This window comes from Pseudomonas sp. BBP2017 (assembly GCF_003024385.1).
In the GTDB taxonomy this organism is placed as follows: Bacteria; Pseudomonadota; Gammaproteobacteria; order Pseudomonadales; family Pseudomonadaceae; genus Aquipseudomonas.
On sequence record NZ_PVZN01000027.1, the window covers coordinates 1 to 12,526 of the forward strand.

A 12,526-nucleotide genomic window follows, 5' to 3' on the forward strand; every position below is an offset into this window, starting at 1 on the left:
TATCCAGTCAATGTGGTGCCGCTGCTGGCCCCTTCCGCCCTTACGGCGGCCTACTTTTTTCTTGGTGAAAAAAGTAGGCCGCCGTAAGGGCGGAAGGGGCCGGCAGCGGCGCCGCATGGAATGGATAAGCTCCCGTCCGAAGCCCAGCCCAGCCCCAAGGATCATAGTCCCCGGGGATTCCGTGAAAAACCATTTTTTTGTCTGCAAGAACCTCAGTCGAACCGGTAGATGTCCATCCCCAAGGCCCCCAGGGTGAAGCCCTGATGGACGATCCCGAACTGCTCACCGGCACCCCGGGCAAAATACAACGGCAACAAATGTTCATCGCTCGGATGGCTGCGCACGGCAAACGGCGCCTGCTGCCGGTAATCATGCAGGGCTGGCGTGTCACCTGCCCTCAGTTTTTCGATCATCCAGTCACGAAACGCCAAAGCCCAGGGTTCGATGCTTTCCGGGCCGGCGTGCCAGTCCAGCTCATCGAGGTTGTGGGTGATGCTCCCTGAACCGATCAACAGGATGTCTTGTTCACGCAAGCTGGCAAGCGCAGCACCCACCAACTCCTGTAGTTTTGGACCGAGTTGTGTCGGCAGGGAAACCTGCACCACCGGAATATCCGCTTTCGGGTACATCAACGACAGTGGCACCCAGGTACCGTGGTCAAAGGGCCGTTGCGGGTCGAGGCGGGCCGGCATACCGGCGGCGCCAAGCAATTCACTCACGTGCTGAGCCAGGGCGGGATCGCCCGGAGCCGGGTAGTGCACGGCATACAGCGCAGCGGGGAAGCCGCCGAAGTCATGCCAGGTGTCCGGCTGAGAGCCACTGGACACCAACAGTTCACGGCTTTCCCAGTGCGCTGATACCACCACGATGGCTTTTGGTCGCTCCAGCTCTGCGGCCAGGCGTTTCAATGCCGGGCCACTGGCGCCCGGCTCCAGGGCGAGCATGGGGGAGCCGTGAGAAATAAACAGGCTGGGCAGCATAAGGGCGTTCCTGAGGTTAAGATGAGCCCATCTTCAGGCAAAATATTGATCTAAATCTAATATAAGTTTTCGCAGTATTTGATCGAATTTATCGAGGTGAGGCATGCAGGCTGAGTTTTGGCATTCGCGCTGGAAGAACAATCAGATCGGTTTTCATCAGTCCCAGGTCAACGCCTACCTTCAACAGCACTGGCCAGTGCTGGAGGTGCTGGCGGGAACGCGGGTGCTGGTGCCATTGTGCGGCAAGAGCCAGGACATGCTCTGGTTGGCAGGGCAGGGGCTGCAGGTGCTGGGTGTCGAGCTGTCGGAGCGGGCTGTGGAGGACTTCTTCACTGAGCATCAACTGCAGCCGCAAGTGACGCAGGACGGTGTATTCAAGGTTTTCCGCTGCGAGAATGTCGAGATCCGCTGTGGTGATTTCTTCGCCTTGACGGCTGAGGATGTCAGCGGTTGCAGCGCGCTGTATGACCGCGCTGCAGTCATCGCTCTGCCTGGGGAGATGCGCAAGCGCTATGTCGCGCATCTGCAAGCGATACTACCGGTCACGGCAAAGGGCTTGCTGATCACCCTGGATTACGATCAGGCGAAAATCGACGGGCCACCGTTCGCCGTGGTCGATGAGGAAGTGCAGGCGCTGTTCGCTGCCTGGCACCCGCTTGAGCTGGCAGCGCACGATGTGCTGGATGACAGCCCGAGATTTCAGCAGGCCGGCGCCAGTCATCTGCTGGAACGGGTCTATCGACTGACTCGACTGAAATGAAAAGGGCGACCCACGGGTCGCCCTTTTTTCTTGCTTTGTCCCTTAGCCGCGACGGCGCAGGGCTTCGATGCGATCTTCCAGCGGTGGGTGGCTCATCAGCAGGCCAGCCAGGCCCTGCTTGAGGCCGCCGTTGATACCGAAGGCGTTCAGGGTGTCGGGCATGTGCACTGGCACGCCTTGTTCCGAGCGCAGGCGCTGCAGGGCGCCGATCATCGCACTGGTACCGGCCAGGCGGGCACCGGCTTCGTCGGCGCGGTATTCGCGTTTACGCGAGAACCACATGACGATCATGCTGGCCAGAATGCCCAGCACCAGTTCGGCGACGATGGTTGCGATGTAGTAAGCGATGCCCTGGCCTTCTTCGTTCTTGAAGATCACTTTGTCGACAAAGTTGCCGATGATACGAGCGAAGAACATCACGAAGGTGTTGACCACGCCCTGAACCAGCGCGAGGGTGACCATGTCACCGTTGGCGACGTGACCGATCTCGTGAGCCAGCACGGCGCGTACTTCATCGGGCGAGAAGCGCTCCAGCAGGCCCTGGCTTACCGCAACCAGCGCGTCGTTGCGGTTCCAGCCGGTGGCGAAGGCGTTGGCCTCGTAGGCCGGGAAGATACCCACTTCCGGCATCTTGATGCCGGCTTCGCGGGACAGCTCTTCAACGGTCTGCAAAAGCCACTGTTCGTGGCGGGTGCGCGGCTGGCTGATGATCTGCGTGCCGGTGCTCATTTTCGCCATCCATTTGGAGATGAACAGCGAAATCAGCGAACCGGCAAAGCCGAACACGGCGCAGAAAATCAGCAGCTGGTCGAGCTTGAGGTCAACCCCGTTTGCCGCCATGAACCCATTGAAGCCGAACAGGCTCAGGGTAATGCTGGCAATCAGCACAACCGCAAGGTTGGTGGCTACAAACAGTAAGATGCGCATCATGGTTGTTACGTTCTCCTGACGGATAAAAATGTCACGTATGCGGGGTATATAAGGTGTGGGCTTCAGTGATTCAACCGGGCGACTATTTCAAACTGTGTACTTCTCTGTATTACAGTCGAATTCCGTCATCCCGCACGCCAGAGCGCCAGGGCTTACAGAGGGGGAAATTATTCTGTAGGGCCTGCGCCGGGAGTGACGCAGGCCTTGGCAAAAGCCTGTAGGTTACTGCTGATAGGTCTTCAGGAAGTTTCCGATGCGGCCAATGGCTTGCTCCAGATCGTCGACCCGCGGCAAGGTGACCACACGGAAGTGATCCGGCCACGGCCAGTTGAAGGCGGTGCCCTGAACGATCAGCAGCTTTTCCGAGAGCAGCAGGTCAAGCACGAACTTTTCATCGTTATGGATCGGGCAGATCTTCGGGTCGATCCGCGGGAAGGCGTAGAGCGCGCCCATGGGCTTGACGCAGCTGACACCGGGAATGTCGTTGAGCAGCTCCCAGGTACGGTTGCGCTGTTCAAGCAGGCGGCCAGGTGGCAGGACCAGGTCATTGATGCTCTGGTAGCCGCCCAGGGCGGTCTGGATCGCATGCTGGCTCGGTACGTTGGCGCACAGGCGCATGTTGGCCAGCATGTCGATGCCTTCGATATAGCTCTGGGCGTGGTGCTTGGGCCCGGAGATGATCAGCCAGCCGGAACGGAAACCCGCCACCCGGTAGGATTTGGACAGGCCGTTGAAAGTCAGGCAGAGCAGGTCCGGGGCCAGCGACGCGGTGCTGATGTGCACGGCTTCGTCGTAGAGGATCTTGTCGTAGATCTCATCGGAGAACACCACCAGGTTGTGCTGGCGTGCCAGTTCCAGCATGCCCAGCAGCAGTTCACGCGAGTACACCGCCCCGGTCGGGTTGTTCGGGTTGATGATCACCAGCGCTTTGGTGTTGGCGGTGATCTTGGCCTTGATGTCGTCAAGGTCCGGGAACCAGTCGGCCTGCTCGTCGCACAGGTAGTGCACCGGATTGCCGCCAGCCAGGCTCACCGCGGCGGTCCACAGCGGGTAGTCCGGCGCCGGGATCAGCACTTCGTCGCCATTGTTGAGCAGTGCCTGCATCGACATCACGATCAGCTCGGAGACGCCGTTGCCCAGGTAGATGTCTTCGATGCCGACACCTTCGATCTGCTTCTGCTGGCAGTACTGCATGACCGCTTTACGCGCGCTGAACAGGCCCTTGGAGTCACTGTAGCCCTGGGCGGTCGGCAGGTTGCGGATCACGTCCTGGAGGATTTCGTCCGGCGCCTCGAAACCAAAAGGCGCCGGGTTGCCGATGTTCAGCTTGAGGATGCGATGGCCTTCCTCTTCCAGGCGTTTGGCGTGCTTGAGCACTGGGCCGCGAATGTCATAGCAGACATTGGCGAGCTTGTTCGATTTGCTGACCTGCATGATGTGATCCCGATTAGAAAAGATCGCCGCGCACTGCGCTGTGAAATCGTTTGAAAAGCGTGTAACGCGGGTGCCAGACTGATGTCTGATGAGGCGCAATAATATACGTGCCGACCGCGTTGTGGAAAAGACGCAACGCGGGGTTTTTAGTCTGCCGAGGCCTGCACATGGAAAAGATAGAGAAAACCCTGGACGAATGGCGCGCCATGCTCGACCCCGAACAGTACAACGTCTGCCGCCTGAAGGGTACCGAGCGGCCGTTCAGCGGCAAGTACAACAGCACCAAGGCTGACGGTGTCTATCACTGTATCTGCTGCAATGCGCCGTTATTCGATTCGAAGGCCAAGTTCGACTCCGGCTGCGGCTGGCCGAGCTTCTACGAGCCGATCGAGGACCGTGCGATGGTCGAGATTCGCGACACCTCCCACGGCATGATCCGCACCGAAGTCACCTGCGCCCACTGCGATGCCCATCTGGGGCACGTGTTCCCTGACGGTCCGCCGCCGACCGGGCTACGCTATTGCATCAACTCGGTCTGCCTGGACCTGGTTCCACGCCAATAGAGGAGAACGGGTCATGGCCGACGCGCTGCTGAACATTCCCTGCGTCACCCTGAGTGGTGAGCAGAAGGTCCTGGGCGATTTCCAGGGCAAGGTACTGTTGGTGGTCAATACCGCCAGCCAATGTGGTTTCACCCCGCAATACAAGGGCCTTGAGCAGCTCTGGCAGCGTTACCGCGAGCGCGGCCTGGTGGTGCTCGGCTTTCCGTGCAACCAGTTCGGCAAGCAGGAGCCGGGCGATGCACGGGAAATCGCCCAGTTCTGTGAAACCAACTTCGGTGTCAGCTTCCCGCTGTTTGGCAAGATCGAGGTCAATGGCGACGGCGCCCACCCCTTGTTCGTCGAACTGAAAAAGCGTGCACCCGGCCTGCTCGGTTCGCAAAAGATCAAATGGAATTTCACCAAGTTCCTCGTCGATCCGGCCAGCGGCAAAGTCACCCGCTATGCGCCGAGTACCAAGCCCGAGGCGCTGGCCGCGTCGATCGAGAAGCTGCTCAGGTAGTCGTCAGCGGCACCCAGTGATCGATCAGGCCCAATAGCTCCTCGCGACGGAAGGGCTTGGCCAGGTAGTCGTTCATGCCGGCCGCCCGGCAGCGTTCACGCTCTTCGGGCATGGCGTTAGCGGTCAGGGCAACGATAGGCAGGTCCGGCCAGCGTCCGCTCTGACGGATTCTGCGGCTGGCTTCATAACCGTCCATGACCGGCATGTTGCAATCCATCAGCACCAGGTCGAAGGGCGTGTGCTCCAGCAGCTGAAGGGCTTCTGCGCCATGGGTGGCGATGCTTACGTCGCAACCGAGCTTGGCCAGCATGCCCTTGGCCACCAGCTGGTTCACCGGGTTGTCTTCCACCAGCAGAATGTGTGCACGGCGTTGACTGTGCAGGGCACCCTGGAGTGCGTTGGGGTTGCTGCTGTCGGCGCCGTGCAGCGTGCGCCGCAGGGCCTGGTACAGGGCATTGCGCGCCAGTGGCCGGGCTTGCTGTTGCAAGGGGGCCAGATGCACGGCCTGTTCACCCGGAAGAAAGTTGCCATAGGCGGTCACCAGCAGGATCGGCGCCTGAACCTGAGGGCGCAGCGTGAACAGGTTGTCCAGGTCGTCGGTGATCAACAGATCAGGGCTGGCGTCACATAGCTCGTCAGGGTGGTCGTAACGTCGGTAGTCCAGCCCCCAGCCAGGCAGCAGGGTTTGCAACAGCTCGGCCAGGCCGCTGCTGGCGTTGCTCAGGGCGGCGACGCGGCCGTGCAGGCGTTGTGCGGGTACTGCCGGGGAGTGACAGGGCAGGGGCAGCTCGGCGCTGAACTGGCTGCCGAAGCCGGCTTGCGAGCTGATACTCAGGCGTCCCAGCATGGCCTCGCAAAGGTTGTTGGTCAGTGTCAGCCCCAGGCCGGTACCGCCATATTGGCGGGTTATCCCGGCACCGGCCTGGATGAACGGCTGAAAAATCCGCGTCTGGGCTTCATGGGGGATGCCAATGCCAGTGTCGCAGACATCCAGGCGCACGCCGCCACTGTAGGCGCTCAGGCGCACATCGACGCGGCCAAAGCGGGTGAACTTGAGGGCATTGGACAGCAGGTTGCTGACGATCTGGCGTACGCGGGTAGGGTCGCCGAGGACCATGGCGGGAAACTGCGGGTCGATCAGGCAGGTCAGCTCGACACTCGGCGCGGCGTTCTGTGACAGCAGGTTGGCAGTGTCTTCGACCAGGGCGCCAAGGTCGAACGGGATACGTTCCAGCTCCAGTTGACCGGCGTCGAACTTGGACAAGTCGAGGATGTCGTTGAGCAGCTCCACCAGCACCTTGCCCGAGTCGTGGGCAATCGACAGCTGCTGGCGCTGCTCGGCATTGAGCGGACTGTCCAGAGACAGGGCGATCATCCCCAGCAAGCCATTGAGTGGCGTACGGATTTCATGGCTCATGTTGGCCAGAAAGGCTGCCCGTGCCTGGGCCATGTCCAGGGCCCGGCGCCGTGCATCTTCCAGTTCCCGGTTGGATTGGCTCAGGCGCGTGTTGCTGGCCTTGAGCTCAGTGGTGCGTGCCGAGACGATGTCTTCCAGTTCGTTGAGGTATTCGGTCAGGCGGTTTTCGGCGCTGCGCCGTTGCTGGATTTCGGTAGCCATGCTGACGAACTGCTGATTGGCGACTTTCACCAGCACGCCGATTTCATCGAGCTCATGGCCGGGCGGGAACGACAACTTCGACTGTTGCGGTTGGCGCGAGTCACGATTGGCCAGGGCACTGATCACCCGCACCAGCGGCTTGGTCAGCATGAAATAGAACAGCGCCAGAAGGATGCCGGTAAGGATCAGGCTGCGGATGAAACCGTTGAGCAGGGTGACTTCGGCACGCTTGAGAAAGTGGCTGCCGAAGGCAAAGGTGTCGACCTCCAGGTACAGGGTGCCGAGGGGCTCGTCGGGCATCTGGCTGAGAAACAGCGGGTCCTGGAATTGGCGGCTTTCACCGAACAGGAAGTCGCTGATCAAGCGATAACTGCTTTGTTCCCGTGGTCGCTGCACGTCCGCCAGCACCGTATCGTTGTTGTCGACCAGCCAGGCCCGGGTGATCGCCGGCGATTGCAGCAAGCCTCCGGTGAGCTCCAGTGCCAGTTCCGAGTCGATGTTGTAAGCGATCCGGGCGGCCGGGTTGTGACTGATTTGCAGCAGTGCCTGCATCTCGCGGTTGATGGAGGCGTCTTCACTGGCATAATCGATACCGATCTGGATGAGACTGAGCAATGTACCCAGGATGAAGCCGACCAGGACCGTCAGCCGGGCTTGCTTGTAGGACAGGCGATTGGTGAACTTGATATCCATGAGCCCCGGGCCAGTTTCACATTCCGTGCGCTGCGCAAGCATAGCCGATCAGCCCCGGCTGCTGGCACGCCCTGTCACACATTCAGCAGTGCCGTTGTCCTTGAACCTGTCTTGAGGAACCGTTGTGGACTCTCGTTTGAATGCTTTTCTTGAGCGTGCCGAAACCGTGCTCGCCCGCCTCGAACCGTTGTTGCCGGCACCACGCCCGCAGATCGACTGGAATCACTGCCTGGCCGCGCGCTGGCTGCGTGATGGCCGCAGCGGCTTTCTGTTGCCGCTGGAGGTCAGCCTCGACATGCGCCTGTCGGACCTGATCGGGGTTGACCTGCAGCGCGAGCAATTGGGGCGAAACACGCGCCAGTTTCTCGATGGCATGCCCGCCAACCACGCGCTGCTCTGGGGCTCGCGCGGCACTGGCAAGTCTTCATTGGTGCGCGCGCTGCTGGCCGAGTACGCCAAGGCCGGGCTGCGCCTGATTGAAATCGAACGTGATCACTTGGCCGACCTGCCGCGTGTGGTCGAGCAACTGAGCAGGCTACCCCAGCGGTTCGTGCTGTTTTGCGACGACCTCTCGTTCGAAGCCGGGGAGGGCGACTACCGGGTACTCAAGAGCGTGCTCGATGGCTCGCTGGAGCAGGCGCCGGACAACGTGTTGTTGTATGCCACCTCGAACCGCCGGCACCTGGTGCCGGAGAAGCAGAGCGACAACGAAAACTGGAAAATGGTCGATGGCGAACTGCATCCCAACGAGGCGGTCGAGGACAAGATCGCCTTGTCCGATCGTTTCGGCCTTTGGCTGTCGTTTTATCCCTTCACCCAAGAGCACTTCCTCAATGTGGTCGAGCACTGGATCGGTCAGTTGGCCGGCTCGGCCGGGCTGACCTGGCAGAGAGATGAAGCGCTGGACATCCTCGCCGTGCGCTGGGCCACCGGGCGCGGCAACCGTAATGGCCGTTGTGCCTATCAGTTCGCCCGGTACTGGGTCGGACTGCAACTGTTGGAGCAAAAACATGATTGACCTGAACGCCTCTGGCGCGGGCCTTGAGGGCTACGGCTTGCTGGCTGCACAGCTGGAAGCCTTGTTTGCCGATGAGCGCGACTTCATTGCCAATGCCGCGCAATTCTCGGCGTTTCTGTATAGCCAGGTTGAAGACCTGAACTGGGCGGGTTTTTACCTGAACCGCAATGAGGAACTGGTGCTGGGTCCGTTTCAGGGCCAGGTTGCCTGTGTACGGATTGCGTTCGGTCGTGGTGTGTGTGGGGCTGCAGCGGCCAGTCGCGAAACCCAGCGGGTTGAAGACGTGCATGCGTTCCCTGGGCATATCGCCTGCGATAGCGCGTCGAACAGTGAGCTGGTGATTCCGCTGGTCAAGGACGGGCGTTTGATTGGTGTGCTGGATCTGGACAGCCCGAAGCTGGCGCGCTTCAGTGAAGCGGATCAGCAGGGGGTGGAGCGTCTGGTGGCGATCTTTCTGCGCTTGACCGACTGCTGACGATGGGGCGTTCAACGCCCCTGGCCCGGCTACGCCGGGCATCGCCAGCAAGGCTGGCTCCTACAGTGGCTGGGCAGATCAGTCGTAGATGACTTTCTTCTTCCAGTCTTCCGTTGTATCGGTCTTCAGGCCTTCAGTCAGCTCGTTCACTTCGTCTTCGGCAGGTTCGAGCTGGCTCAGCACCTGGGCATTGGCCCGGGCCAGCAGCTTTTCCATGTACTCGAGCTGCTCGCGATACAGCACAGGGTCCGGCTGCTTGCGCAGGTACTGGACGCCGCGCTCGAAGGCCAGACGTGCATGCCCAGGCTGGTTCTGCTGCAGCGCCTGCTGGCCGAGGTTGTTGAAAAACTCGATGTGCAGCAAGACCAGAATGTGGCGGATTTCCTTGACCCAGTACTTGGCTTCGTTGGTCGGCAGGAAACCTTCTTGCGCCGCACGGGTGATCTGGTTGTGCATGCCTTCAAGCAGAAAACGCACATCTTTGGCCCGGGCTTCGGTCTGGATCGGCGCGGGCGGATTATTCACCGGCAGCGCTTCACCCTTGGTTATCAGGCCTTCAAGCTCGGCAATGCGCGCACGGATCGCGCGGCTGTTTTTATCCAGGGCCAGTTGGCGCTGGTTGAGGTTGAGTTCGAGGCGGGTCAACAGCAGCTTCAAGGCCGGGGTCATCAATTGGCCTGGGAAGGTTTCGGTGATCTCGCCACAACGGCGCAAGCGTTCAGCCAGCTCAATCTTCAGCCGGGCGCGCTCAAGCTTGTTGTTCTCGACTACATTGTTGAGGTAGCCGATCACGATCAATAACGCGATCCCCGCCACGATAAGCAGGGTGATCATAAGTGGTGTCACCGTTAACGCCTCATACAGGATGATTTACCAATTGAGTGTAGTGGCTAAGCTTTTGCCCGGATAGAGCTGTTTGGCGGTTCTCAGGGACTCCCTGATGGCATTTTGCTCTGCGATTGCCGCAGCCATAGGGGTTTCAGCTTGGGCGGGGCGTCAGAAAATAATCGTCAAGAGCCAGGCGCGCGAGTCCGCGCACAGCAGTGCAAAGCACCGGGAAGTCATTGATTTAAATAAATTTAAACAGGGGGGTTGACGGCTTTCCAAAGCATCCCTAGAATGCGCGCCACTTGCAGCGTAAAGCGCACAGCGAAACGCGGCAGGGAGTGAATGTTGTAGTGTGTCCCCTTCGTCTAGTGGCCTAGGACACCGCCCTTTCACGGCGGTAACAGGGGTTCGAGTCCCCTAGGGGACGCCATTGCGGGAATAGCTCAGTTGGTAGAGCACGACCTTGCCAAGGTCGGGGTCGCGAGTTCGAGTCTCGTTTCCCGCTCCAGATTACATCGGCGTAAGCCGGTCAAAAAAGAGGCCCAAGGGCCTCTTTTTTTGTGCCTGAAATTCCTGCCTCTGGTGTATTTCCCCCCCCCTCCATAGTCCGTTTTCCGTCTTAACGCACCTGTTATTTCTGTCAGTTTCCAGCTTGCGCGAATTCGCGTTCAATCACTGGTGATCGCTCGGGTGGCCCAAGGCAAGGCCATCGCGATGTCGTCTCGATCAGGACGGGAGCAACCATGGACGTGCGCAGAAAGCCGACTCATCTTTTCAGCGAAGTAGTAGCCCTTCCTGTGCCAGAAGTGCCGGCGATCATCAGGGATGATCAGGGGGTGGAGAATCCCGACGGCATCGTCGCGCGTGCCGTACTCAATGATGACCTTGAGGTTGTGGTGCCCGCCTGGCCATTTTCGGACGACCCGAGAATTACCAGGGAAATTGTTTCTATTGGTTGGCGTATCGCCGGCTCGGGGTTTGTCTCGGTCAGAGATAAAGAGTACCCGACGCCGGTCGAGCCGGGAGACAAGACCCTGACAGTGCCACAACAGTATCTGGTTCATGGTACCTATGACCTGTCTTACCAGATCAACCAGGGCGGGAACCTGAATGTCTCGCTGATCAAGCGGGTCACCATCGATACCGTCCCCCCCCACGACCATCAACAGCCGGCAGGGGCGCGCTACCCCGATGAATTGCTCGGGGTCATCACTGATGACTACCTGACGCAGCATGGCCAGGTGCTGGTCACGGTGCCTTCCTATAGCAGCATGCGTGCATTCGACCGGGCCGTGTTCTTTTGGGCCAAAGCCGATCCGATGCCGGGTGATACGCCAATTGCCGGCGAGCGGGTGTTCAGCCAGGCCGATATCGACAACCGGCGCTTGCTCCTGCCTCTGACTGAAGAGGTGATACGTGACAGTGGCGCGGGGCAGCGCTACCTGTTTTATCGGCTGTACGATCTGGCTGGCAACGAAAGCCCGTTGTCCTATTCGGCCGGCATTGGCGTCGACCTGGTGCCAGCCCCGGGAAACTTGCCAGCGCCGCGTATCCCCCTGTCGCCACGTGGCTTGATCGACCGCCAGCATGCCCGCGAGGGGGCTGCCAGCCAGGGTGGGGTGACGGTCGAAATCGACCGCTACGACAACGCTGAGGCTTCGCATTTCATCATCGTCAACTGGGGGGGCGGCGAGTTGACGGAGTTTGCGGTGGACCCCAACGGCTTTCCGCTGGAGATCTTCGTGCCCTGGCCGGCGCTGACGGCCAATGGTTTGGGGGCTGGCACGGTTCAGGTGAGTTACCGGGTCCGTTATGGAGGGGCGTTGACACCTGAATCCCCTGAAACATCGGCGCCTTTCGACTTCACCATCGCTGGTCAGGATCATGCCAATGCCCCGGCCTTGCTTAACAATGGCTTGGCCAGAGTGGAAGTACGTGGCGAGGTCTCGGATCTGCCCAATACGCTGACCGCCCAGGATCATGGGCGCGATGCCCGGGTGCTGCTGACGTTGTTCGAAGATCCGCAACCAGGCCAATGGCTCGAGGTGTTCTGGGGTGCCGTGGCCGAGCCGGCCGCCCGTTATCCGGTGCAGCCGGGCGATGTGGCTGGCAAACCGCTGACGCTGACTGTGCCCTGGGCGATCGTCGAGCAGGACATGAACAACGTAGCCTTGCCGGTCTCCTACGTGACGGATAACGGCATCAATCAGCAGCTGGCGCCAGCGACTGCGGTGCAAGTGTTGATTGTTCCTATTGAAGGGCTGCAGGCCCCGGGCTTCCCTCACGCCGACATTCAGGGCTATCTCAATTGCTGCGCCAGGCCGCGCCTCTGGGAAGGGGTGACTATCAGGGTCCAGGGCAATCCGGCTTTCGCCGCCAACGATCTGGTGGAAGTTCATTGCCAGGGTTATGAGGACCTCGGCTCACTCAGACCGATTGAAGGCACGTTGTGGTCGCATCGCGAAGTGCTCACCGCCGCTGAAGCGCTAAATGGTTTCGATGTTGTGGTGCCCTACCTGGTGCATATCGAGCCGATGGTCAACAACGGCTCCGCCACCGTTTATTACACCTTGACCAAGGATGACGGTGGGTTCGGTAGTTCGCGGCGGGAGCAGGTGTATATCTCCCGGACGCTGCCGAGTGGCGAAGTCTGTGGGCCGGATAATGATCTTTGTAGTGAAACGTGATGGTGTTTGACAAGCCGTACTGTGCGGCAGACTGCAGAGTT

Annotated in this window: 11 protein-coding genes and 2 tRNA genes; 8 read left to right on the plus strand and 5 right to left on the minus strand. The window is 60.2% G+C overall.

Annotated features, from left to right (window positions below; genetic code table 11):
- Positions 1-212: 212 nt before the first annotated feature.
- Positions 213-980: a class III extradiol ring-cleavage dioxygenase gene (locus C6382_RS22655; RefSeq protein WP_107026550.1), complete on the minus strand. Its 768-nt coding sequence runs from the start codon at positions 978-980 to the stop codon at positions 213-215.
- A gap of 103 nt (positions 981-1,083) precedes the next feature.
- On the opposite strand from C6382_RS22655, the gene C6382_RS22660 reads away from it, so the two are divergent.
- Entirely contained in the window at positions 1,084-1,740 is a 657-nt protein-coding gene (locus C6382_RS22660; RefSeq protein WP_107026551.1) for a thiopurine S-methyltransferase, read from the plus strand.
- 42 nt (positions 1,741-1,782) lie between these two features.
- Here C6382_RS22660 and htpX read toward each other — a convergent pair whose 3' ends face one another.
- Together htpX and C6382_RS22670 are read right to left on the minus strand one after the other, a co-directional pair.
- Positions 1,783-2,670 carry a protease HtpX gene (gene htpX, locus C6382_RS22665; protein ID WP_107026552.1) on the minus strand — a complete coding sequence of 296 codons (888 nt, stop codon included), beginning with the start codon at positions 2,668-2,670 and terminating at the stop codon, positions 1,783-1,785.
- Between the two features lie 222 nt (positions 2,671-2,892).
- Positions 2,893-4,104, minus strand: coding sequence for a pyridoxal phosphate-dependent aminotransferase (locus C6382_RS22670; RefSeq protein WP_107026553.1), 1,212 nt, complete (start codon positions 4,102-4,104; stop codon positions 2,893-2,895).
- Positions 4,105-4,271: 167 nt separating this feature from the next.
- On the opposite strand from C6382_RS22670, the gene msrB reads away from it, so the two are divergent.
- Complete coding sequence (msrB, locus tag C6382_RS22675) at positions 4,272-4,667, plus strand: peptide-methionine (R)-S-oxide reductase MsrB (RefSeq protein ID WP_107026554.1); 396 nt, start codon at positions 4,272-4,274, stop codon at positions 4,665-4,667.
- A gap of 13 nt (positions 4,668-4,680) precedes the next feature.
- Positions 4,681-5,166, plus strand: coding sequence for a glutathione peroxidase (locus C6382_RS22680; RefSeq protein WP_107026555.1), 486 nt, complete (start codon positions 4,681-4,683; stop codon positions 5,164-5,166).
- Here the strand turns inward: C6382_RS22680 and C6382_RS22685 are convergent.
- A complete protein-coding gene (locus C6382_RS22685) occupies positions 5,159-7,519 on the minus strand; it encodes a response regulator (RefSeq protein WP_107026556.1) in 2,361 nt (786 codons plus the stop codon). The two genes, C6382_RS22680 and C6382_RS22685, sit on opposite strands and share 8 nt — an antisense overlap.
- A gap of 82 nt (positions 7,520-7,601) precedes the next feature.
- Here C6382_RS22685 and C6382_RS22690 point away from each other — a divergent pair, with 82 nt between their 5' ends.
- Positions 7,602-8,495, plus strand: a complete 894-nt coding sequence (locus tag C6382_RS22690; protein WP_107026557.1) for an ATP-binding protein — start codon at positions 7,602-7,604, stop codon at positions 8,493-8,495.
- Positions 8,488-8,970, plus strand: coding sequence for a GAF domain-containing protein (locus tag C6382_RS22695; RefSeq protein ID WP_107026558.1), 483 nt, complete (start codon positions 8,488-8,490; stop codon positions 8,968-8,970). The genes C6382_RS22690 and C6382_RS22695 overlap by 8 nt, the downstream gene beginning before the upstream one ends.
- Positions 8,971-9,048: 78 nt before the next feature.
- Here the strand turns inward: C6382_RS22695 and C6382_RS22700 are convergent, their stop codons facing one another.
- Entirely contained in the window at positions 9,049-9,816 is a 768-nt protein-coding gene (locus C6382_RS22700; protein ID WP_107026559.1) for a hypothetical protein, read from the minus strand.
- A 336-nt stretch (positions 9,817-10,152) separates the two neighbouring features.
- Here C6382_RS22700 and C6382_RS22705 point away from each other — a divergent pair.
- The 3 genes from C6382_RS22705 (at position 10,153) to C6382_RS22715 (ending at position 12,485) form a co-directional block, all read left to right on the plus strand.
- A tRNA-Glu gene (locus tag C6382_RS22705) sits at positions 10,153-10,228 on the plus strand.
- 2 nt (positions 10,229-10,230) lie between these two features.
- A tRNA-Gly gene (locus C6382_RS22710) sits at positions 10,231-10,306 on the plus strand.
- Between the two features lie 235 nt (positions 10,307-10,541).
- The gene (locus tag C6382_RS22715; protein ID WP_107026560.1) at positions 10,542-12,485 is read left to right on the plus strand and encodes a hypothetical protein; all 1,944 of its coding nucleotides are present in this window, start codon (positions 10,542-10,544) and stop codon (positions 12,483-12,485) included.
- Positions 12,486-12,526: the final 41 nt, after the last annotated feature.

Excerpts from the sequence above, each read along its gene's own strand:
- C6382_RS22715 (WP_107026560.1), top strand. The coding sequence starts at position 10,542 with ATGGACGTGCGCAGAAAGCCGACTCATCTTTTCAGCGAAGTAGTAGCC.
- C6382_RS22680 (WP_107026555.1), top strand. The coding sequence starts at position 4,681 with ATGGCCGACGCGCTGCTGAACATTCCCTGCGTCACCCTGAGTGGTGAG.
- C6382_RS22685 (WP_107026556.1), bottom strand. The coding sequence starts at position 7,519 with ATGCTTGCGCAGCGCACGGAATGTGAAACTGGCCCGGGGCTCATGGAT.
- C6382_RS22695 (WP_107026558.1), top strand. The coding sequence starts at position 8,488 with ATGATTGACCTGAACGCCTCTGGCGCGGGCCTTGAGGGCTACGGCTTG.
- C6382_RS22670 (WP_107026553.1), bottom strand. The coding sequence starts at position 4,104 with ATGCAGGTCAGCAAATCGAACAAGCTCGCCAATGTCTGCTATGACATT.
- msrB (WP_107026554.1), top strand. The coding sequence starts at position 4,272 with ATGGAAAAGATAGAGAAAACCCTGGACGAATGGCGCGCCATGCTCGAC.
- htpX (WP_107026552.1), bottom strand. The coding sequence starts at position 2,670 with ATGATGCGCATCTTACTGTTTGTAGCCACCAACCTTGCGGTTGTGCTG.
- C6382_RS22660 (WP_107026551.1), top strand. The coding sequence starts at position 1,084 with ATGCAGGCTGAGTTTTGGCATTCGCGCTGGAAGAACAATCAGATCGGT.
- C6382_RS22655 (WP_107026550.1), bottom strand. The coding sequence starts at position 980 with ATGCTGCCCAGCCTGTTTATTTCTCACGGCTCCCCCATGCTCGCCCTG.